At 69.2% G+C, this 18834-nt stretch carries 16 protein-coding genes; 15 read left to right on the top strand and 1 reads right to left on the bottom strand.

Going from position 1 to position 18834, the window contains the following annotated elements:
- The first annotated feature begins 154 nt into the window (after positions 1-154).
- The 9 genes from ftsW to ACIPC1_RS00860 all read left to right on the top strand — a co-directional run bounded on the left by ftsW (position 155) and on the right by ACIPC1_RS00860 (position 8771).
- Positions 155-1522, top strand: a complete 1368-nt coding sequence (ftsW, locus tag ACIPC1_RS00900; RefSeq protein ID WP_402512165.1) for a putative lipid II flippase FtsW — start codon at positions 155-157, stop codon at positions 1520-1522.
- Positions 1523-1528: 6 nt separating this feature from the next.
- Positions 1529-2620, top strand: a complete 1092-nt coding sequence (murG, locus tag ACIPC1_RS00895; protein WP_402512163.1) for an undecaprenyldiphospho-muramoylpentapeptide beta-N-acetylglucosaminyltransferase — start codon at positions 1529-1531, stop codon at positions 2618-2620.
- Between the two features lie 50 nt (positions 2621-2670).
- Positions 2671-3456, top strand: coding sequence for a cell division protein FtsQ/DivIB (locus ACIPC1_RS00890; RefSeq protein ID WP_402512161.1), 786 nt, complete (start codon positions 2671-2673; stop codon positions 3454-3456).
- A gap of 275 nt (positions 3457-3731) precedes the next feature.
- Positions 3732-4922 carry a cell division protein FtsZ gene (ftsZ, locus tag ACIPC1_RS00885; protein WP_402512160.1) on the top strand — a complete coding sequence of 397 codons (1191 nt, stop codon included), beginning with the start codon at positions 3732-3734 and terminating at the stop codon, positions 4920-4922.
- A complete protein-coding gene (gene pgeF / locus ACIPC1_RS00880) occupies positions 4919-5656 on the top strand; it encodes a peptidoglycan editing factor PgeF (protein WP_402512158.1) in 738 nt (245 codons plus the stop codon). Before ftsZ ends, pgeF begins: the two co-directional genes overlap by 4 nt.
- A gap of 6 nt (positions 5657-5662) precedes the next feature.
- Positions 5663-6382 (top strand): YggS family pyridoxal phosphate-dependent enzyme, encoded by a 720-nt coding sequence (locus tag ACIPC1_RS00875; protein ID WP_402512157.1) that lies wholly within the window; start codon positions 5663-5665, stop codon positions 6380-6382.
- Between the two features lie 130 nt (positions 6383-6512).
- Positions 6513-7154 carry a cell division protein SepF gene (locus ACIPC1_RS00870; RefSeq protein ID WP_402512155.1) on the top strand — a complete coding sequence of 214 codons (642 nt, stop codon included), beginning with the start codon at positions 6513-6515 and terminating at the stop codon, positions 7152-7154.
- Between the two features lie 62 nt (positions 7155-7216).
- Positions 7217-7507, top strand: a complete 291-nt coding sequence (locus ACIPC1_RS00865) for a YggT family protein (protein ID WP_384386799.1) — start codon at positions 7217-7219, stop codon at positions 7505-7507.
- Positions 7508-7553: 46 nt separating this feature from the next.
- The gene (locus ACIPC1_RS00860; RefSeq protein WP_402512153.1) at positions 7554-8771 is read left to right on the top strand and encodes a DivIVA domain-containing protein; all 1218 of its coding nucleotides are present in this window, start codon (positions 7554-7556) and stop codon (positions 8769-8771) included.
- A 364-nt stretch (positions 8772-9135) separates the two neighbouring features.
- Here the strand turns inward: ACIPC1_RS00860 and ileS are convergent, their stop codons facing one another.
- Positions 9136-12273: an isoleucine--tRNA ligase gene (ileS, locus tag ACIPC1_RS00855; RefSeq protein ID WP_402512151.1), complete on the bottom strand. Its 3138-nt coding sequence runs from the start codon at positions 12271-12273 to the stop codon at positions 9136-9138.
- A 606-nt stretch (positions 12274-12879) separates the two neighbouring features.
- Here ileS and ACIPC1_RS00850 point away from each other — a divergent pair.
- The 6 genes from ACIPC1_RS00850 (at position 12880) to ACIPC1_RS00825 (ending at position 18830) form a co-directional block, all read left to right on the top strand.
- The gene (locus ACIPC1_RS00850; protein ID WP_402512150.1) at positions 12880-13989 is read left to right on the top strand and encodes a TraR/DksA family transcriptional regulator; all 1110 of its coding nucleotides are present in this window, start codon (positions 12880-12882) and stop codon (positions 13987-13989) included.
- A gap of 88 nt (positions 13990-14077) precedes the next feature.
- On the top strand, positions 14078-14788 hold the full coding sequence (gene lspA / locus ACIPC1_RS00845; RefSeq protein WP_402512148.1) for a signal peptidase II: 711 nt from the start codon (positions 14078-14080) through the stop codon (positions 14786-14788).
- Between the two features lie 82 nt (positions 14789-14870).
- Positions 14871-15815, top strand: coding sequence for an RluA family pseudouridine synthase (locus tag ACIPC1_RS00840; protein ID WP_402512146.1), 945 nt, complete (start codon positions 14871-14873; stop codon positions 15813-15815).
- Entirely contained in the window at positions 15812-16279 is a 468-nt protein-coding gene (locus ACIPC1_RS00835; RefSeq protein WP_402512144.1) for a GNAT family N-acetyltransferase, read from the top strand. Before ACIPC1_RS00840 ends, ACIPC1_RS00835 begins: the two co-directional genes overlap by 4 nt.
- A gap of 99 nt (positions 16280-16378) precedes the next feature.
- A complete protein-coding gene (locus tag ACIPC1_RS00830; protein WP_402512142.1) occupies positions 16379-17965 on the top strand; it encodes a Na+/H+ antiporter in 1587 nt (528 codons plus the stop codon).
- 124 nt (positions 17966-18089) lie between these two features.
- Positions 18090-18830: an SDR family NAD(P)-dependent oxidoreductase gene (locus ACIPC1_RS00825; protein ID WP_402512140.1), complete on the top strand. Its 741-nt coding sequence runs from the start codon at positions 18090-18092 to the stop codon at positions 18828-18830.
- The last annotated feature ends 4 nt before the right edge of the window (positions 18831-18834 follow it).

Below are 18834 nucleotides of genomic sequence, written 5' to 3'. Positions count from 1 at the left end.
GGGAGCGACGCGTGACGCCATCGTGGCCGGTGCTTCGTCGGCGGCTTTCCGCCGGTGGCACGGCGCTGTTCCAGCCCGTCCCACCCCTTGTGCCCGAAAAGCCGGGGGAGATCCCCGGCGTCACGCCCTCCCACAGCGACGACGGGAGCCGGTGATGCCCAGCAGCCGCACCGGCAGGCCGCCGGTCCAGCGGGCCCCGAAGCGGCCGGTCGCCGCCCGCTCGACGCGCGACAACCCGTTGCTCACCCTCTACGTACGCGTCCGCAAAGCCTGGGACCGGCCGCTGACCGCGTACTACCTGATCCTCGGCGGCAGTCTGCTGATCACCGTGCTCGGTCTGGTGATGGTCTACTCGGCCTCGCAGATCACGGCGTTGCAGCTGTCGCTGCCGGGGTCGTACTTCTTCCGCAAACAGTTCCTGGCCGCCTGTATCGGGGGCGTGCTGATGCTCGTCGCCTCGCGGATGCCGGTACGGCTGCACCGGGCGCTGGCCTATCCGATACTGGCGGGCTCCGTCTTCCTGATGATCCTGGTGCAGGTGCCGGGGATAGGAGTGGCGGTCAACGGCAACCAGAACTGGATCTCCGTAGGCGGCCCCTTCCAGCTCCAGCCGAGCGAGTTCGGCAAGCTCGCCCTCGTGCTCTGGGGCGCCGACCTGCTCGCGCGCAAACAGGACAAGCGGCTGCTCGCGCAGTGGAAGCACATGCTGGTGCCGCTGGTTCCGGTGGCCTTCATGCTGCTCGGGCTGATCATGCTCGGCGGCGACATGGGGACGGCGATCATCCTCACCGCCATCCTCTTCGGGCTGTTGTGGCTGGCCGGGGCGCCGACGCGACTGTTCGGGGGCGTGCTGTCCATTGCTCTGACGCTCGGCTTCATCCTCATCAAGACCAGCCCGAACCGGATGGCCCGCCTCGCCTGCATCGGTGCCACCGACCCCGGCCCGAACGACCAGTGCTGGCAGGCGGTGCACGGTATCTACGCGCTCGCCTCCGGCGGGCTCTTCGGCTCCGGCCTCGGCGCCAGTGTGGAAAAATGGGGCCAACTGCCCGAAGCGCACACGGACTTCATCTTCGCCGTCACCGGGGAGGAACTGGGCCTCGCGGGGACGCTGTCGGTGCTCGCCCTCTTCGCGGCTCTAGGCTATGCGGGTATCCGCGTGGCCGGACGCACGGAGGACCCCTTCGTGAGGTATGCCGCGGGAGGCGTGACCACCTGGATCACGGCCCAGGCCGTGATCAACGTAGGTGCGGTGCTCGGTCTGCTGCCGATCGCCGGTGTCCCGCTCCCGCTGTTCTCCTACGGGGGTTCCGCCCTGCTGCCGACCATGTTCGCCATCGGACTGCTGATCGCCTTCGCCCGCGAGGACCCCGCGGCGCGGGCGGCGCTCGCGATGCGGCAACCCCGCTTTGGCAGAAAGCGGGCTGCGGTGAGAGGCTCCGCGGGGGAAAACGCGGGGCCTCGGAGATGGAACACAATGCGACGGCGTGCCTCGGCGGCGCGTTCGTCCGGAGAGCGGTGAATTTCGGTGCATGTCGTACTCGCCGGCGGGGGGACCGCCGGCCACATCGAGCCCGCGCTCGCCCTCGCGGACGCCCTGCGCAGGCAGGACCCGACCGTGGGAATCACGGCACTGGGCACGGAGCGCGGCCTTGAGACCCGACTCGTACCCGAGCGGGGTTACGACCTCGCGCTGATCCCCGCCGTCCCGCTGCCGCGCAAACCCACCCCCGAGCTGATCACCGTCCCGGGGCGGCTGCGCGGCACCATCAAGGCGGTCGAGCAGATCCTGGAGCGGACCAAGGCGGACGCGGTCGTCGGCTTCGGCGGCTACGTCGCCCTGCCCGGCTACCTCGCGGCCAAGCGCCTGGGCGTGCCGATCATCATCCACGAGGCCAACGCCAGGCCCGGCCTGGCCAACAAGATCGGGTCGCGGTACGCCGCCCAGGTCGCCGTCTCCACCCCGGACAGCAAGCTCCGCGGTGCCCGCTACATCGGCATCCCGCTGCGCCGCTCCATCGCCACCCTCGACCGGGCCGCCGTACGCCCCGAGGCCCGCGCCGCCTTCGGCCTCGACCCCGCGCTGCCGACCCTGCTCGTCTCGGGCGGCTCCCAGGGCGCCCGCCACCTGAACGAGGTCATCGAGCGGGTCGCTCCCTACCTCCAGCAGGCCGGTATCCAGATCCTGCACGCGGTCGGCCCGAAGAACGAACTGCCGCAGGTACACCAGATGCCGGGAATGCCCCCGTACATCCCGGTACCGTACGTGGACCGGATGGACCTCGCGTACGCCGCGGCCGACATGATGCTCTGCCGCGCGGGCGCCATGACCGTCGCCGAACTCTCCGCCGTCGGGCTCCCCGCCGCCTATGTCCCGCTGCCCATCGGCAACGGCGAACAGCGGCTGAACGCCCAGCCGGTGGTCAAGGCCGGCGGCGGACTGCTGGTCGACGACGCGGAACTGACGCCCGAGTGGATCCAGGGCAACGTCCTGCCCGTGCTCGGCGACCCGCACCGGCTGTACGAGATGTCCCGCGCCGCCAGTGAGTTCGGCCGTCGGGACGCCGACGACCTGCTCGTCGGCATGGTGTACGAGGCGATCGCCTCGCGCCACCGCTAGGGTCTGTCCGGCGGACAGACCTTAGGGACGTATGAGGGAAGGCAGGGAGCGTGGCCGGACCGACGACCGCCGAGCGCGGTGAACGGCAGAAGGTGGAGTCCGGCCCGCCCCGGCGGCCCCGTATCGGGAGGCTGCCCCGGCCTCGTACGTTCATCATTCTTTTGCTCGCCGCGGTGTTGCTCGCTGCCGCTTCCGTGTGGCTCCTCTACGGCTCGAAGTGGCTGCGCGTGGAGCGTGTATCGGCCTCCGGGATGCGGTTGCTGACGGATCAGCAGGTGCGAGAAGCGGCCGAAGTTCCGATCGGATCGCCACTGATTTCCATCGACACCGACGCCATTGAGGAACGACTCCTGCGGAAATTGCCCCGAATTGACTCGGTTGATGTCATCCGTTCCTGGCCGCATGGAATCGGACTGAAAGTGACCGAGCGCACTCCGGTCCTGATTGAGGAAAAGGGCGGAAAGTTCGTCGAAGTGGACGCCAAGGGTGTGCGATTCGCGACGGTTTCTGATGCCCCGAAGAGCGTGCCCGTACTGGAATTGACGGCCTCTCGGTCGGCGGGACTGCGTCGCTTCGGGACCGACCGGCTGGTGCGCGAGGCGGTGACGGTTGCCGGTGACATTCCGGCCGCCGTCGCCGGTGACACCGAGGTCGTCAAGGTTGGCTCGTACGACTCCATCTCGCTGGAGTTGAAGGGCGGCCGGACCGTCGAGTGGGGGAGCGGCGAGAAGGGCGCGGCGAAGGCCCGTACGCTCACCGCTCTCATGAAAGCGGCTCCGGAGGCGCGGCACTTCGACGTAAGTGTCCCCACCGCCCCTGCGTCATCAGCGAGTTGACGTACATCTGCGCAGGCCAGCACCCTGGTTGGGCACTGCTACGGCTGATCACATAGGGTGAAAAGAAAAACGGGAGGTTCGGCGTGTTCGTTGAACGTGCGCCACTTGTCGACTTAGTGTCCTGTTCGGAAGAGTCCAAGGAACAGACACACTGGTAACCCTAAACTTCAACGTTAGGGTTCGGGTCGGCGTTCGGACCGTCCCATTCGGCATCAGTCGTCGGATCGCGAACATGCGAGGCGACGACACGTAACTCGAGGCGAGAGGCCTTCGACGTGGCAGCACCGCAGAACTACCTCGCAGTCATCAAAGTCATCGGTGTCGGCGGCGGTGGTGTCAATGCCATCAACCGGATGATCGAGGTCGGTCTCAAGGGCGTCGAGTTCATCGCCATCAACACCGACGCGCAAGCTCTGTTGATGAGCGACGCCGACGTCAAGCTCGACGTCGGCCGGGAACTCACCCGCGGACTCGGCGCCGGAGCCAACCCGGCCGTCGGCCGCAAGGCGGCCGAGGACCACCGCGAGGAGATCGAGGAGGTCCTCAAGGGGGCCGACATGGTCTTCGTGACGGCCGGCGAGGGCGGTGGCACCGGCACCGGCGGCGCACCCGTCGTCGCCAACATCGCACGCTCGCTCGGCGCCCTCACCATCGGCGTGGTCACACGCCCGTTCACCTTCGAGGGGCGGCGCCGGGCCAACCAGGCGGAGGACGGCATCGCCGAACTCCGTGAAGAGGTCGACACCCTCATCGTCATCCCGAACGACCGGCTGCTGTCCATCTCGGACCGTCAGGTCTCGGTCCTCGACGCCTTCAAGTCGGCGGACCAGGTCCTGTTGTCCGGTGTTCAGGGCATCACCGATCTCATCACCACGCCCGGTCTGATCAACCTCGACTTCGCCGACGTCAAGTCCGTGATGTCCGAGGCCGGTTCGGCCCTCATGGGGATCGGCTCGGCCCGCGGCGACGACCGCGCGGTGGCGGCCGCCGAGATGGCGATCTCCTCGCCGCTCCTGGAAGCCTCCATCGACGGTGCCCGCGGCGTGCTGCTCTCCATCTCCGGCGGCTCCGACCTCGGTCTCTTCGAGATCAACGAGGCCGCCCAGCTGGTGAGCGAGGCCGCGCACCCCGAGGCCAACATCATCTTCGGCGCGGTCATCGATGACGCGCTCGGCGACGAGGTGCGGGTCACCGTCATCGCCGCCGGCTTCGACGGGGGCCAGCCGCCGACCAAGCGGGACAACATCCTCGGCTCGTCCTCGGCCAAGCGCGAGGAGCCCACTCCGGTGCGGTCCTCCGACAGCCGTCCGTCCTTCGGCTCGCTCGGCAGCGTCACGCCGAAGGAGACGTCGGCGCCCGCGCCGGAGCCGGTGAACGAGATCCAGGTCTCGCCGCCGGTCCCGCCGTCCCGCTCGTACTCGGACAGCGCGGCCGAAGAGCTGGACGTGCCGGACTTCCTGAAGTGATAGGACAGCGCTCCGGAACGAGCACAGTGAGCGGCGCGCACTTCGCCTTCACCGACAGGTGGGGCGGGGTGAGCGCCGTTCCGTACGAGGAGCTCAACCTCGGCGGAGCGGTCGGCGACGACGCCGACACCGTACGGACCAATCGTGAACTGGCCGCCAAGTCACTGGGCCTTGACCCGGCCCGGGTCGTCTGGATGAACCAGGTGCACGGGCCGGACGTGGCGGTGGTCGACGGGCCGTGGCTCGCTGCGGAGATTCCGTCCGTCGATGCGATCGTCACAGCGCGCCGGGGACTCGCCCTCGCCGTGCTCACCGCCGACTGCACGCCCGTACTGCTCGCCGACCCCGTCGCCGGAGTTGTCGCCGCGGCTCACGCGGGACGGCCGGGCATGGTCGCGGGCATCGTCCCCGCTGCCGTACGGGCCATGGCGGAACTCGGCGCCGAGCCGTCCCGGATCGTCGCCCGCACCGGACCCGCCGTCTGCGGCCGGTGCTACGAAGTGCCGGACGCGATGCGAGCCGAGGTCGCGGCCGTCGAACCCGCGGCTTACGCCGAGACCGGTTGGGGCACGCCGTCGGTGGATGTGACCGCGGGAGTGCACGCGCAGCTTGAACGGCTCGGGGTGCGTGACCGGGAGCAGTCGCCGGTGTGCACGCTCGAATCGGCGGACCACTTCTCCTACCGTCGAGACCGCACCACCGGGCGGCTCGCGGGTTATGTCTGGCTGGACTGATAGGACATGACGGACCGCAGGGATCAACTCGCCGGAAATCTGGCGCAAGTGGAGAATCGCATTATGGCTGCGTGTGCGGCCGCCGGGCGCAAGCGTGCAGAGGTGACCCTGATCGTGGTCACCAAGACGTACCCGGCCAGTGATGTGCGGATCCTGTCCGAACTCGGTGTGCGTCATGTCGCCGAGAACCGGGATCAGGACGCGGCACCCAAAGCGGCGGAATGTTCTGATCTGCCGCTCTCCTGGCATTTTGTCGGTCAGTTGCAGACCAACAAGGTGCGATCCGTGCTCGGTTACGCGGATCTCGTACAGTCCGTCGATCGCGCCAAGCTCGTCACCGCACTGTCGAAGGAGGCGGTGCGGGTGGAGCGCGAGGTGGGATGTCTCATCCAGGTCGCGCTGGACGCGGAGGAGGGCGGCCGGGGGGAGCGGGGAGGCGTAGGGGTCGGTGGAATCGGGGAGTTGGGCGATCTGGTCGCCGCGGCCCAGGGGCTCCGTCTCGACGGGCTGATGACCGTGGCGCCGCTCACCGGACCCTATGCCGGACGCCAACAGGCGGCGTTCGAGCGGCTGATGGATTTGTCGACTGCTATGCGCCGTGCCCATCCGGCTGCGAACATGGTCTCGGCAGGTATGAGTACGGACCTCGAACAAGCCGTGGCGGCCGGAGCGACACATGTACGCGTCGGTACTGCGGTACTCGGAGTCCGACCCAGGCTCGGGTAACGTCGCCAAGAAGTCGGACCACAGCAGAAAATATGGTCATTACCGCCGATGGGCGGGCATAACGACCTCGTGGATCGCGGGCACTTGGCAACTCGTCAGCCGATCCACCACAGAGCGGAGGACTCAGAGCATGGCCGGCGCGATGCGCAAGATGGCGGTCTACCTCGGCCTCGTGGAGGACGATGGGTACGACGGCAGGGGCTTCGACCCCGATGACGACTTCGAGCCCGAGCTTGACCCGGAGCCCGAGCGGGACCGTCGGCGGCACGAACCGCCGCACCAGTCACACCAGGCACATCAGTCCCAACGGGACGAATCGGTACGAGTGGTGCAGCCTCCGGTGCAGCGCGACTCGATGCCGCATTCCTCTTCGCTGTCCGCGGAATCCGGGCGTCCTGCGCGAATCGCCCCCGTGGCGTCTATCACACAAGAACGTCAAAGCATGGAGAAGAACGCCCCGGTGATCATGCCCAAGGTCGTGTCCGAGCGGGAGCCGTACCGGATCACCACATTGCACCCCCGGACCTACAACGAGGCCCGTACCATCGGGGAACACTTCCGTGAGGGCACCCCGGTGATCATGAATCTGACTGAGATGGATGACACAGATGCGAAGCGACTTGTCGACTTTGCGGCCGGTTTGGTGTTTGGTCTCCACGGCAGCATCGAGCGGGTGACGCAGAAGGTGTTCCTGTTGTCGCCTGCTAACGTCGATGTCACGGCGGAGGACAAGGCCCGTATCGCAGAGGGCGGGTTCTTCAACCAGAGCTGAGACGCAGGACCGGAGTCAAGGTACGGAAACGTACGGAAACAGGGGAGAGGGAAGCACGGATCATGAGCGTGGTCGGGCAGGTTCTCTACATCGCGCTGATGTGTTTCCTCATCGTGCTGATCTTCCGGTTGGTCATGGACTACGTCTTCCAGTTCGCCCGCTCATGGCAGCCCGGCAAGGCGATGGTGGTCGTTCTGGAGGCCACCTACACTGTCACTGATCCACCGCTCAAGCTTCTGCGGCGGGTCATTCCGCCGTTGCGTCTCGGGGGCGTGGCGCTCGACCTGTCCTTCTTCGTACTGATGATCATCGTGTACATCCTGATCACCGTCGTCAGGTCGGTGTTGGTGTGAACGATACGGTCTTGCCGAATGCTGACGACTACGTTGAGGTGAAGAGATGCCGTTGACCCCCGAGGACGTGCGGAACAAGCAGTTCACGACCGTCCGCCTCCGAGAAGGCTATGACGAGGACGAGGTCGATGCCTTCCTCGATGAGGTCGAAGCCGAACTGACCCGCTTGCTCCGCGAGAACGAGGACCTGCGCGCCAAACTGGCGGCGGCCACGCGCGCGGCTGCGCAGAACCAGCAGCAGGGCATGCGTAAGCCGCCCGAACAGCAGGATCAGCAGCAGGGTCCGCCGCAGGGCATGCGCGGCCCGGGTGGCCCCGTACCCGCCGGCATATCGGGCCCGCCGCAGCAGCAGATGGGCGGCCCCATGGGCGGCCCGCCCCAGCTGCCCAGCGGTGCGCCGCAGCTGCCCGCCGGCCCCAGTGGCCAGGGCGGTCCGCAGGGTCAGGGTCCGATGGGACAGGGGCCCATGGGCCAGGGTCCGATGGGTCAGGGCCCCATGGGTCAGGGCCCGATGGGTCAGGGTCCCGGCCAGCAGATGCAGCAGATGCCCGGCCAGATGCAGCCGCAGATGCAGCAGCAGATGGGTGGCCCGATGGGCGGACCCATGGGTGGCCCGATGGGCGGCCCCATGGGCGGTCACGGTCCGCAGATGCCGCAGCCCGGTCAGGGCCCCGGCGGCGACAGCGCCGCCCGTGTGCTCTCGCTGGCCCAGCAGACCGCCGACCAGGCGATCGCCGAGGCCCGTTCCGAAGCCAACAAGATCGTCGGCGAGGCCCGCAGCCGTGCCGAGGGCCTGGAGCGCGACGCGCGCGCCAAGGCCGACGCGCTGGAGCGGGACGCCCAGGAGAAGCACCGCGTCGCGATGGGCTCCCTGGAGTCCGCCCGCGCCACGCTGGAGCGCAAGGTCGAGGATCTGCGCGGCTTCGAGCGTGAGTACCGGACCCGGCTGAAGTCCTACCTCGAGTCCCAGCTGCGTCAGCTGGAGACCCAGGCCGATGACTCGCTGGCTCCGCCGCGGGTTCCGGCGACTGCGTCGCTGCCGTCGCCCTCCGCGCCCTCGATGGCTCCGGCCGGTGCGAGTGCGCCGTCCTACGGTGGGCAGATGGGCGGTCCTGCCCAGGCTCCGCCGTCCTACGGTGGGCAGCAGCAGATGACTCCGGCGATGACTCAGCCGATGGCGCCGGTGCGGCCGCAGGGGCCTTCGCCGATGCAGCAGGCTCCCTCGCCGATGCGTGGGTTCCTCATCGACGAGGACGACAACTGACGGCCTGCGGTACGCCTTAGGCGTCGGCGGCGTTCAGGGCGGGGCCCCCGGTTTCGGGGGCCCCGCCCTTTTGTGCGGGATGTGATGGCTAAGGCCCGGGACCACCACGAACTTTCGTTCTGGTGGTCCCGGGCCTTCTTGCTTGCGCGCGTTGTGGGGGTGGGTGTGGGGGTTGTTCGCCCCCTCCGCCCCTGCCCGTCCCTTGGTCCTGGGGGCTGCCGCCCCCAGACCCCCGCTGTCGGCCTGAACGGCCTCGTCCTCAAACGCCGGACGGGCTGAAAGATCTCCAGCGCCGGACCGGGTGAAAGATCTCCGGCGCCGGACGGGGTGAAAGATCCCCAGCGCCGGACGGGGTGAGAACCCCTTACGCCTTGCGGAGGCGGAAGGTCAGGGACAGGGGTTCGTCGGTGAACGGGGTGCCGTAGGTGTCGTCCGCCTCGGCCTGGGTGAAGTCCGTGGCGAGGACCTCGTCGGCGATGAGGGAGGAGTGCTCGGCGAGCGCCGCGATGACCTTCGGGTCCGTGGAGGTCCAGCGGAGTGCGATGCGGTCGGCCACGTCGAGGCCGCTGTTCTTGCGGGCTTCCTGGATGAGGCGGATCGCGTCACGGGCGAGGCCCGCCTGGCGCAGTTCCTCGGTGATCTCCAGGTCGAGAGCGACGGTCGCGCCGGAGTCGGACGCCACCGACCAGCCCTCGCGCGGGGTCTCCGTGATGATCACCTCGTCCGGGGCCAGCGTCACCGTCTCACCGTCGACCTCGACCGAGGCCGTCCCCGCGCGCAGGGCGAGGGAGAGGGCGGCGGCATCGGCCTCCGCGACAGCCTTCGCCACCGCCTGGACGCCCTTGCCGAAGCGCTTGCCCAGGGCGCGGAAGTTCGCCTTGGCCGTGGTGTCGACCAGCGAGCCGCCCACCTCGCTCAGGGAGGCCAGCGAGCTCACGTTCAGCTCTTCGGTGATCTGCGCGTGCAACTCGGGGTCCAGGGTCTCGAAGCCCGTCGCCGCGACCAGCGCGCGGGACAGCGGCTGACGGGTCTTGACACCCGACTCCGCACGGGTGGCGCGGCCCAGCTCCACGAGACGGCGTACGAGCACCATCTGCCTGGACAGTTCCGGGTCGATGACGGACAGGTCCGCCTCCGGCCAGGCGGACAGATGCACGGACTCGGGGGCGCTGGGCGTGACCGGCACCACCAGGTCCTGCCAGACCCGCTCGGTGATGAACGGGGTCAGCGGGGCCATCAGACGCGTGACCGTCTCGACGACCTCGTGCAGGGTGCGCAGCGCCGCCTTGTCGCCCTGCCAGAAGCGGCGACGGGAGCGGCGTACGTACCAGTTGGACAGGTCGTCGACGAACGCCGACAGGAGCTTTCCGGCGCGCTGGGTGTCGTACGCCTCAAGGGCCTGCGTCACCTGGTCGGTGAGCGCGTGGAGTTCGGAGAGGAGCCAGCGGTCGAGGGCCGGGCGGTCGGCCGGGGCCGGATCCGCCTCGCTCGGTGCCCAGCCGGACGTCCGCGCGTACAGGGCCTGGAAGGCGACCGTGTTCCAGTACGTGAGGAGCGTCTTGCGGACGACCTCCTGGATGGTGCCGTGGCCCACGCGGCGTGCCGCCCACGGGGAGCCGCCGGCCGCCATGAACCAGCGCACCGCGTCCGCGCCGTGCCGGTCCATCAGCGGGATCGGGTCCAGGGTGTTGCCCAGGTGCTTGGACATCTTGCGGCCGTCCTCGGCGAGGATGTGCCCGAGGCAGACCACGTTCTCGTACGACGACTTGTCGAAGACCAGGGTGCCGACGGCCATCAGCGTGTAGAACCAGCCGCGGGTCTGGTCGATGGCCTCGGAGATGAACTGCGCCGGGTAGCGGGACTCGAACAGTTCCTTGTTCTTGTGCGGGTAGCCCCACTGCGCGAACGGCATCGAACCGGAGTCGTACCAGGCGTCGATGACCTCGGGTACGCGGGTCGCGGTCTCGGCGCACCGGGGGCACGGGAACGTGACCGCGTCGATGAACGGGCGGTGCGGGTCCAGCTCCGACTGGTCGGTGCCGGTCAGTTCGGTCAGCTCCGCGCGGGAGCCCACGACGGTGAGGTGGTCCTCCGTGCACCGCCAGATCGGCAGCGGGGTGCCCCAGTAACGACTGCGGGACAGCGCCCAGTCGATGTTGTTGTTCAGCCAGTCGCCGTACCGGCCGTGCTTGACGGTCTCCGGGAACCAGTTGGTGTTCTCGTTCTCCTGGAGGAGGCGGTCCTTGACGGCCGTGGTGCGGATGTACCAGGAGGGCTGCGCGTAGTAGAGGAGCGCGGTGTGGCAGCGCCAGCAGTGCGGGTAACTGTGCTCGTACGGCACGTGCTTGAAGAGCAGACCGCGGTCCTTGAGGTCCTCGGTGAGCTTTTCGTCCGCCTTCTTGAAGAAGACGCCGCCTACCAGCGGTACGTCCTCGGCGAACGTGCCGTTCGGACGGACCGGGTTCACCACCGGCAGCCCGTACGCGCGGCAGACCTTGAGGTCCTCCTCACCGAAGGCGGGGGACTGGTGGACCAGACCTGTGCCGTCCTCGGTCGTCACGTACTCGGCGTTCACCACGTAGTGCGCGGGCTCCGGGAACTCCACGAGCTCGAACGGACGTTGATACGTCCAGCGCTCCATCTCGGCACCGGTGAAGGTCTCGCCGGTGGTCTCCCAGCCCTCGCCGAGCGCCTTGGCGAGGAGCGGCTCGGCGACGACCAGTTGCTCCTCGCCGTCGGTCGCGACGACGTAGGTGACGTCGGGGCGCGTGGCGACCGCGGTGTTGGAGACCAGCGTCCAAGGGGTCGTCGTCCAGACCAGGAGCGCGGCGCGGCCGGCCAGCGGACCGGAGGTGAGCGGGAAACGGACGTACACGGAGGGGTCGACGACGGTCTCGTAGCCCTGCGCCAGCTCGTGGTCGGACAGGCCCGTCTGGTCGCGCGGGCACCAGGGGGCGACGCGGTAGTCCTGGACCAGCAGCCCCTTGTTGAAGATCTCCTTGAGCGACCACCAGACCGACTCGATGTACTCGGGGTCCATCGTGCGGTACGGGTCGTCGAGGTCGGTCCAGTACCCCATGCGGGTCGTGAGCTCGGCGAAGGCGTCGGTGTGGCGGGTCACGGACTCGCGGCACTTGGCGTTGAACTCGGCGATGCCGTACGCCTCGATGTCCTGCTTGTCGGTGAAGCCCAGTTCCTTCTCGACGGCCAGCTCCACCGGGAGGCCGTGGCAGTCCCAGCCGGCCTTGCGGCCCACGTGGTAGCCGCGCATGGTGCGGAACCGGGGGAAGACGTCCTTGAAGACGCGCGCCTCGATGTGGTGGGCGCCCGGCATGCCGTTGGCCGTGGGCGGGCCCTCGTAGAACACCCACTCGGGGCGGCCCTCGGACTGGTCCAGGGTCTTGGCGAAGATCTTCTGCTCGCGCCACAAGTCGAGCACGGCGTGCTCAAGGGCGGGCAGGTCGACCTGGGCGGGCACCTGGCGGTACGTCGGCGCTGTCATCAGCGAGCTTCCTCCAACGGACTTGCTGCCTTCCGTCGGAGGGACGAGAGCCTGTGCGGCTGCCTTGCAGCCGCTGCGGACGCCGTGTGCGGCGCGCTCCCGCGGTACCACCCTCCTTGGCCCTCCGGCGCCCTGTGTGCGCCGGTGAGCCCCCTCATTGGGGTTGCGATACCGGGTCTACTGGCCTTGACAGCTGGGCTGCGGCTTTCTTCCGGCGGCTCCGGGGTGATCTTCGCGTCGCGCTCGCCCCCGGGCTTCCACCGCCCCCGGGTCGCTCCTGGCCGCTTACGCCGCTACTCGTCCCCATCCATGCTTCTCGCTCCGCCCAGTGTACGGCGCCGCAAGGACAGTGCCCGACCGGTTTTCCGGCGAGGCCCGGTGGCCTGCGAAGTGACCCGAATGGCGAGGTGGCGACGTCCGGATCCTGGGACACCGGACTCGGCGGATTACCGGGCGGGGAGCTGGGCACAACGCTTGAAGGCTTGTCGTGCGGGACCCGCGGGGCGGGCAAATTGCTGGTGCGCTGCGTTGCCGCGGGTCGGAAGTCGATTTATCGTCCCAGCACGATTCGCGAGCAAGATCACAATATGTGAAGGGGCCGCGGCCATGGTGGCGAAGAAGACCGCCGTACAGCAGTCGGCGTCCGGCAGATCCACGGGTCCGGCGGCCAAGGATGTGAGTGGGAAGAAGAGCGCGCAGGGGGCACCGGCGGAGGGCGGGACCACCGCCTCCAAGCCGGTGAAGAACGCCCCCGGGAGGGCCGCGAAGGCGGCGTCTAGGGCGTCCCGGGCGTCCGAGGTGTCCGAGGTGTCCGAGGCGGCAACGGGGAAGGCGGCTTCCGGCAAGGCGGCCGCCACCTCTGCGGCGGCGCCTGCGAAGACGGCCGCCCCTAAGGGGTCGGCTTCGAAGTCGACTGCTTCGGAGACGGGTGCCTCGGAGACGGGTGCTTCGAAGGCAGCTGTTTCGGAGACGGCTGCTAGGAAGGCTTCGGCCAAGAAGACCGCCGCCAAGAAGGCGGTGGCCAAAAAGGCCGTCGGGAAGAAGGCCGCGGTGGCGGAGGCCACTCCGGAGGAGCCGGCGCCTCCGAAGGCCGGTACGAAGAAGGCCGCTGCGAAGCGCGCCGCCAGGAAGAGCACCAGCAGGAAGAGCACCAGCAGTACGGCCAAGAAGGCGGTCGCGTCCGCGGCCCAGGGCGCGGCCCAGGCCGCGAAGACGACGGGAGCCACGACGGTGGTTGCGAAGAAGACTCCTGGAACGGCCACGGCGGCCAAGAAGCCCCGCGCGGTTCCCAAGGCGCGGGTCTCCGCGGTGGTGGAGCCCGGCGGGCTCGCGGTGCGCCCCGGCGAGGACCCCTGGACCCCGGACGAGGTCGCGGAGGCGCGCGCGGAGCTCCAGTCCGAGGCGTTGCGGCTGAGCTCAGAGATCTCGTCGTCGGAGGAGGCGCTCGCGGGCCTGATGCGGGACTCCGGGGACGGCGCGGGCGACGACCAGGCGGACACCGGCACGAAGAACATCACGCGCGAGTCCGAGATGGCGCTCAACGCCAACGCACGCGAGATGCTGGAGCAGACCCAGCGGGCGCTGGAGCGCCTCGAAGCGGGCACGTACGGACTCTGCGAGAACTGCGGCAACGCGATCGGCAAGGCGCGGATGCAGGCCTTCCCGCGCGCCACCCTGTGTGTCGAGTGCAAGCAGAAGCAGGAGCGCCGCTACTGAGCGGCGCGGGAGGGCTCCTGAGCACAGGGGCGTCAGAGGGTGTGTCGTACCCTCGTCCTCAGTCAGGAACCTAGGTTGAGGGACTCACGTGGCAGAGGTGGAGCGCATCATCGGTACGCCGGACATCCCAGGGGCGGCGGGGTCCGGGCCGGAGCAGTCCGACGAGAACGCGGCGTCGGGCGAGCGGTCCGGCTCGGACGGGTCGGCCCAGGATGAGTCAGCCACGGACGGGCGCTCCGGCGTGGAGGGGTCACAGGACCCGGCCGAGCGCTCCGATGCGGACGAGAGCGGGATCCCGGCCGAGCGGCCGAAGGGCAAGCGAAAGATCGCCGTGCTGTTCACGGTCGCCGCCCTGGCGTACGTCCTCGACCTCGTCAGCAAGATGATCGTGGTCGCGAAGCTGGAGCACCACAACTCGATCGAGATCATCGGGGACTGGCTGAAGTTCGAGGCGATCCGCAACGCGGGCGCGGCCTTCGGACTCGGTGAGGCCTTCACCATCATTTTCACGGTGATCGCGGTTGCCGTGATTGTGGTGATCGCCAGGCTCGCGCGCAAGCTGTACAGCCTGCCCTGGGCGATCGCGCTCGGCTTGCTGCTGGGTGGCGCGCTCGGGAACCTGACCGACCGGATCTTCCGCTCGCCGGGCGTCTTCGAGGGAGCGGTCGTCGACTTCATCGCGCCCAAGCACTTCGCGGTCTTCAACCTGGCCGACTCGGCCATCGTCTGCGGCGGCATCCTGATCGTGCTGCTGTCCTTCCGTGGCCTCGACCCGGACGGGACCGTCCACAAGGACTGAGCCCGGTCTGCGGCGCTGCTCAAGGGCACTGATGTTCGGGCTGTGGTCGGGCGGTGTCGGACCCGTCCGGCATACTCGACGGGTGAGCACCGTTCCCGAGATCCGCAACCTGCCCGTGCCCGACGGCCTGGAGGGCGAGCGTGTCGACGCCGCCATCTCCCGGATGTTCGGCTTCTCCCGCACGAAGGCCGCAGAGCTCGCCGCCGCGGGGAAGGTCACGGTCGACGGCTCGGTGGTCGGCAAGTCCGAGCGCGTGCACGGCGGCGCCTGGCTGGAAGTGGAGATGCCGCAGGCCCCCGCGCCGGTGCAGATCGTCGCCGAGCCCGTCGAGGGCATGGAGATCGTTCACGACGACGACGACATCGTCGTGATCATGAAGCCGGTCGGTGTCGCCGCGCACCCGAGCCCCGGCTGGACCGGGACCACCGTCATCGGCGGCCTGGCCGCCGCGGGCTACCGGATCTCGACCTCCGGTGCCGCCGAGCGCCAGGGCATCGTGCACCGGCTCGACGTCGGCACCTCGGGCCTGATGGCCGTGGCCAAGTCGGAGCGCGCCTACACCTCGCTGAAGCGTCAGTTCAAGGAGCGCGTCGTCGACAAGCGCTACCACTCGCTGGTCCAGGGCCACCCGGACCCGATGAGCGGCACGATCGACGCCCCGATCGGACGCCACCCGAACCACGACTACAAGTGGGCTGTGACAGCGGAGGGCAAGCCGTCGGTCACGCACTACGACCTCATCGAGGCGTTCCGCTCCGCCAGCCTCCTCGACATCAAGCTGGAGACGGGGCGCACGCATCAGATCCGCGTCCACATGGCAGCCCACCGGCACCCCTGTGTCGGCGACCTGACGTACGGCGCGGACCCGACCCTCTCCAAGCGGCTCGGTCTCACCCGGCAGTGGCTGCACGCGGTGCGGCTCGGCTTCGAGCACCCCGGTGACGGCCAGTGGGTGGAGTTCGAGAGCGGCTACCCCGAGGACCTTCAGCAGGCGCTCGACAAGGTGCGTGAGGAGAGCTACGCGTGAGTGCCTCCCACGAGGTGCGGGTCGTCGGCGACGCCTCCGACCGTGAGGCGTGCTTCGCGGTGCGCAAGGAGGTCTTCGTCGGCGAGCAGGGTGTGCCCGAGGACGCCGAGTTCGACGCGTACGACGAGGGGGCCCTGCATGTGCTGGCCGTCCGTGAGGACGGGGTGCCGCTCGGTACGGGACGCCTCCTGTACGGCGAGGCAGCCGCCTCGAGGACCGACGGCGACCTGACGGTCGGTTCGCTCGGGCGGCTCGCGGTGACGCGGGAGGAGCGCGGGCTCGGCGTCGGCGCCGCGCTCGTGCGCGCCATCGAGGACGCGGCACGCGCGCGTGGACTGGCCGCGGTGGATCTGCACGCGCAGACCCGCGCCCTCGGCTTCTACGAGCAGCTCGGGTACGTGGCGTACGGTGCGGAGTTCCCGGACGCCGGGATCGCGCACCGGGCGATGCGCAAAGCACTCTGAGGCGGGGCCGAGCGGCTGTCGCCGACGGTTTGTCGTAGGCGCGTGGCACGCTGGGGTCTGGATCTTCCCTGATCGCCCAGACCCTGCCGGAGCGTTGACGTGGATCAGTTGGCCCTGTTGTTCGCGCTGTTGCTCGGGGCCGTGCTGAGTGTCCCGGTGGGGGACCGGCTGGGGCTGCCCGCGCCGGTGCTGATGACACTTCTCGGGATCGTCCTCGCCGTGCTCGACTTCGTGCCCAATGTGGACATCCCGCCGGACCTGATCCTGCCCGCGCTGTTGCCGCCGCTGCTCTACGCCTCCGTGCGGCGCACGTCGTGGAGACAGTTCGCGGCCAACAAGCGCCCGATCTTCCTGCTGGCCGTGGCGCTGGTGTTCGTCACCACCGCGGCGGTGGCCACGGTCGCGAGCGCGATCGTGCCCGGGCTGCCGATCGCCGCCGCCGTCGCGCTCGGCGCCCTCGTGGCGCCGCCCGACCCGGTCGCGGCGACCGCCGTCGCGGGACAACTCGGGCTGCCACGACGACTGGTGTCGACCCTGGAGGGCGAGGGTCTCTTCAACGACGTGACGGCCATCGTGCTGTACCACGTCGCGATCGCCGCAGCCGTCAGCGGGTCCTTCTCGCCCTGGCGGGCCGGCCTCGACTTCGTGCTGTCCGCCGTCATCGCGCTCGCCGTGGGGTTCGCCCTCGGCTGGGGCACGAACAAGCTGATGGGCCTGCTCGACGACGCCACGCTGCACATCGGTCTGACCCTGCTCGTGCCGTTCGCCTCCTACGTACTGGCCGAGGAGCTGCACGGGTCCGGGGTGCTCGCGGTGCTCACCACGGCCCTGTTCCTCGCGGAGTACGCCACCGATGCCGACGACGTCCTGATCCGGCTCGCCGGGCAGTCGTTCTGGGACGTGGTGGACACCCTGGTCACCGGGGTCGCGTTCGGGCTGATCGGACTCGAACTGCACAACGCGATCAGGACGGCGTCGGGGCGGTGGGAGGAGATGCTGGGCTGGGCCGCGGCCATCGTCGCCGTCGTCGTGTTCGTACGCCTCGCGTGGCTGTTGCCGGCGACCTGGCTGACGCGGCGGCTGCACGCCAAGCGGGACTACGACGAGGACATCCCGATCTCCTGGCGGGAGACCGTCGTGATGTGGTGGGCGGGGATGCGAGGGGTCGCCTCCGTGGCCCTCGCCCTGGCGATCCCGCTGAAGACGGACGACGGTTCGGCCTTCCCCGACCGGGACGAGATCGTGTTCATCGCGTTCGGCGTGATCATGGCGACGCTGGTGGTGCAGGGGCTGACGCTGCCCTGGATCGTCAAGAGGCTCGGCGTGCGCTCCGACACCAAGGCCGAGAAGGCCTTCGAGAGAGAGCTCGCGGTACGGGCGGCGAGGGCGGCGCGCGGGAGGCTGAAGGAGATCGAGGGGGTGGAGGAGCTGCCGGACGAGGTGTCCGAACAGCTGCGGCGGCGCGCGCTCGACATCGGACTGCGCATCAGCCCGGACCTGGGAGAGGGCGAGCGGCGCGAGGGGCACGAGCAGCGGGTCCGGCGGGTCAAGAGATTCCGCCGGATCCAGGGCGAGATGATGAGCGCGGCCCGACACGAGGTGCTGTCCGCACGGAGCGAGCCGGGGGCGGACCCGGAGATCGTGGACCGGGTACTGCGGCACCTGGATGTGCGCAGCCTACGGTGACACTGTGTGGGGCCTGAGCGGACCGTCTCCCACCTGCGTACCGCCCGCTTCTGCCCTGATGACAAGTTCAGTCTCCTGTGCGGGACCCATGTCGTCGGCGGCTGCGGGTTCGTACGATCGGATCATGGCGCGCAACGTGGTGATCAGTGGTGGCGGTACGGGAATTGGGCTCGCGGCGGCGCAGGCGTTCGCCTCGGACGGGGACCGGGTGCTGGTGCTCGGGCGACGGGCGGAGGTCCTGGAGAAGGCCGGGGTGCCGGGGGCGCTCAGCTTTGCGGCCGACCTGAGCGATCCGCGTGGCGTGCGCGGCGTCGCCGAGTTCGTGGCCGCCGAGCTCGGCACCGTGGACGTACTGATTCACAGTGCCGGTGGCAGCGGGATCCTGGAACCCGGGGTCGACAGCGAAGACCCGCTCGAAGCCGTCGCGCACAACTGGACCGTCAATTTCAGGGTGAACACGCTGACCGCAGTGCTGCTCACCGAGGCCCTGCGGGAGCGGCTGGCCTCGCCCGGCGGGCGGGTGCTGTTTCTCAGTTCCATCGCCGCCTACCGGGGTTCCGGGAGCGGCGCGTACGCGGCGTCGAAGGCCGCGTTGCACCCGTACGCCTTCGATCTGGCACGGGAGTTGGGACCACGCGGGATCACCGTGAACGTGGTGGCGCCCGGCTATGTCGAGGACACCGAGTTCTTCGGCGGAGAGATCGAAGGGGCGCGGCGGGAGCGGCTCGTCGGGGAGACCTCGACGAAGCGCGCGGGGACGCCCGGGGACATCGCCGCGACGCTGCACTGGCTGGCGTCGCCGGGCGCCGGACATGTCACCGCGCAGGTCGTACAGGTCAACGGTGGTGCGGAGCGCGGGCATTGAACCC

Origin of the sequence: Streptomyces sp. NPDC087263, assembly GCF_044744645.1 — a bacterium.
GTDB lineage: Bacteria > Actinomycetota > Actinomycetes > Streptomycetales > Streptomycetaceae > Streptomyces.
This window is presented reverse-complemented; position numbering and strand designations above follow the sequence as displayed.

Bases quoted from the DNA above. Each gene is read 5' to 3' on its own strand.
- ACIPC1_RS00825 (WP_402512140.1), top strand. From the start codon at position 18,090: ATGGCGCGCAACGTGGTGATCAGTGGTGGCGGTACGGGAATTGGGCTC.
- ACIPC1_RS00865 (WP_384386799.1), top strand. From the start codon at position 7,217: ATGAGCGTGGTCGGGCAGGTTCTCTACATCGCGCTGATGTGTTTCCTC.
- ACIPC1_RS00870 (WP_402512155.1), top strand. From the start codon at position 6,513: ATGGCCGGCGCGATGCGCAAGATGGCGGTCTACCTCGGCCTCGTGGAG.
- ileS (WP_402512151.1), bottom strand. From the start codon at position 12,273: ATGACAGCGCCGACGTACCGCCAGGTGCCCGCCCAGGTCGACCTGCCC.
- ACIPC1_RS00860 (WP_402512153.1), top strand. From the start codon at position 7,554: ATGCCGTTGACCCCCGAGGACGTGCGGAACAAGCAGTTCACGACCGTC.
- ACIPC1_RS00875 (WP_402512157.1), top strand. From the start codon at position 5,663: ATGACGGACCGCAGGGATCAACTCGCCGGAAATCTGGCGCAAGTGGAG.
- ftsW (WP_402512165.1), top strand. From the start codon at position 155: ATGCCCAGCAGCCGCACCGGCAGGCCGCCGGTCCAGCGGGCCCCGAAG.
- ACIPC1_RS00850 (WP_402512150.1), top strand. From the start codon at position 12,880: ATGGTGGCGAAGAAGACCGCCGTACAGCAGTCGGCGTCCGGCAGATCC.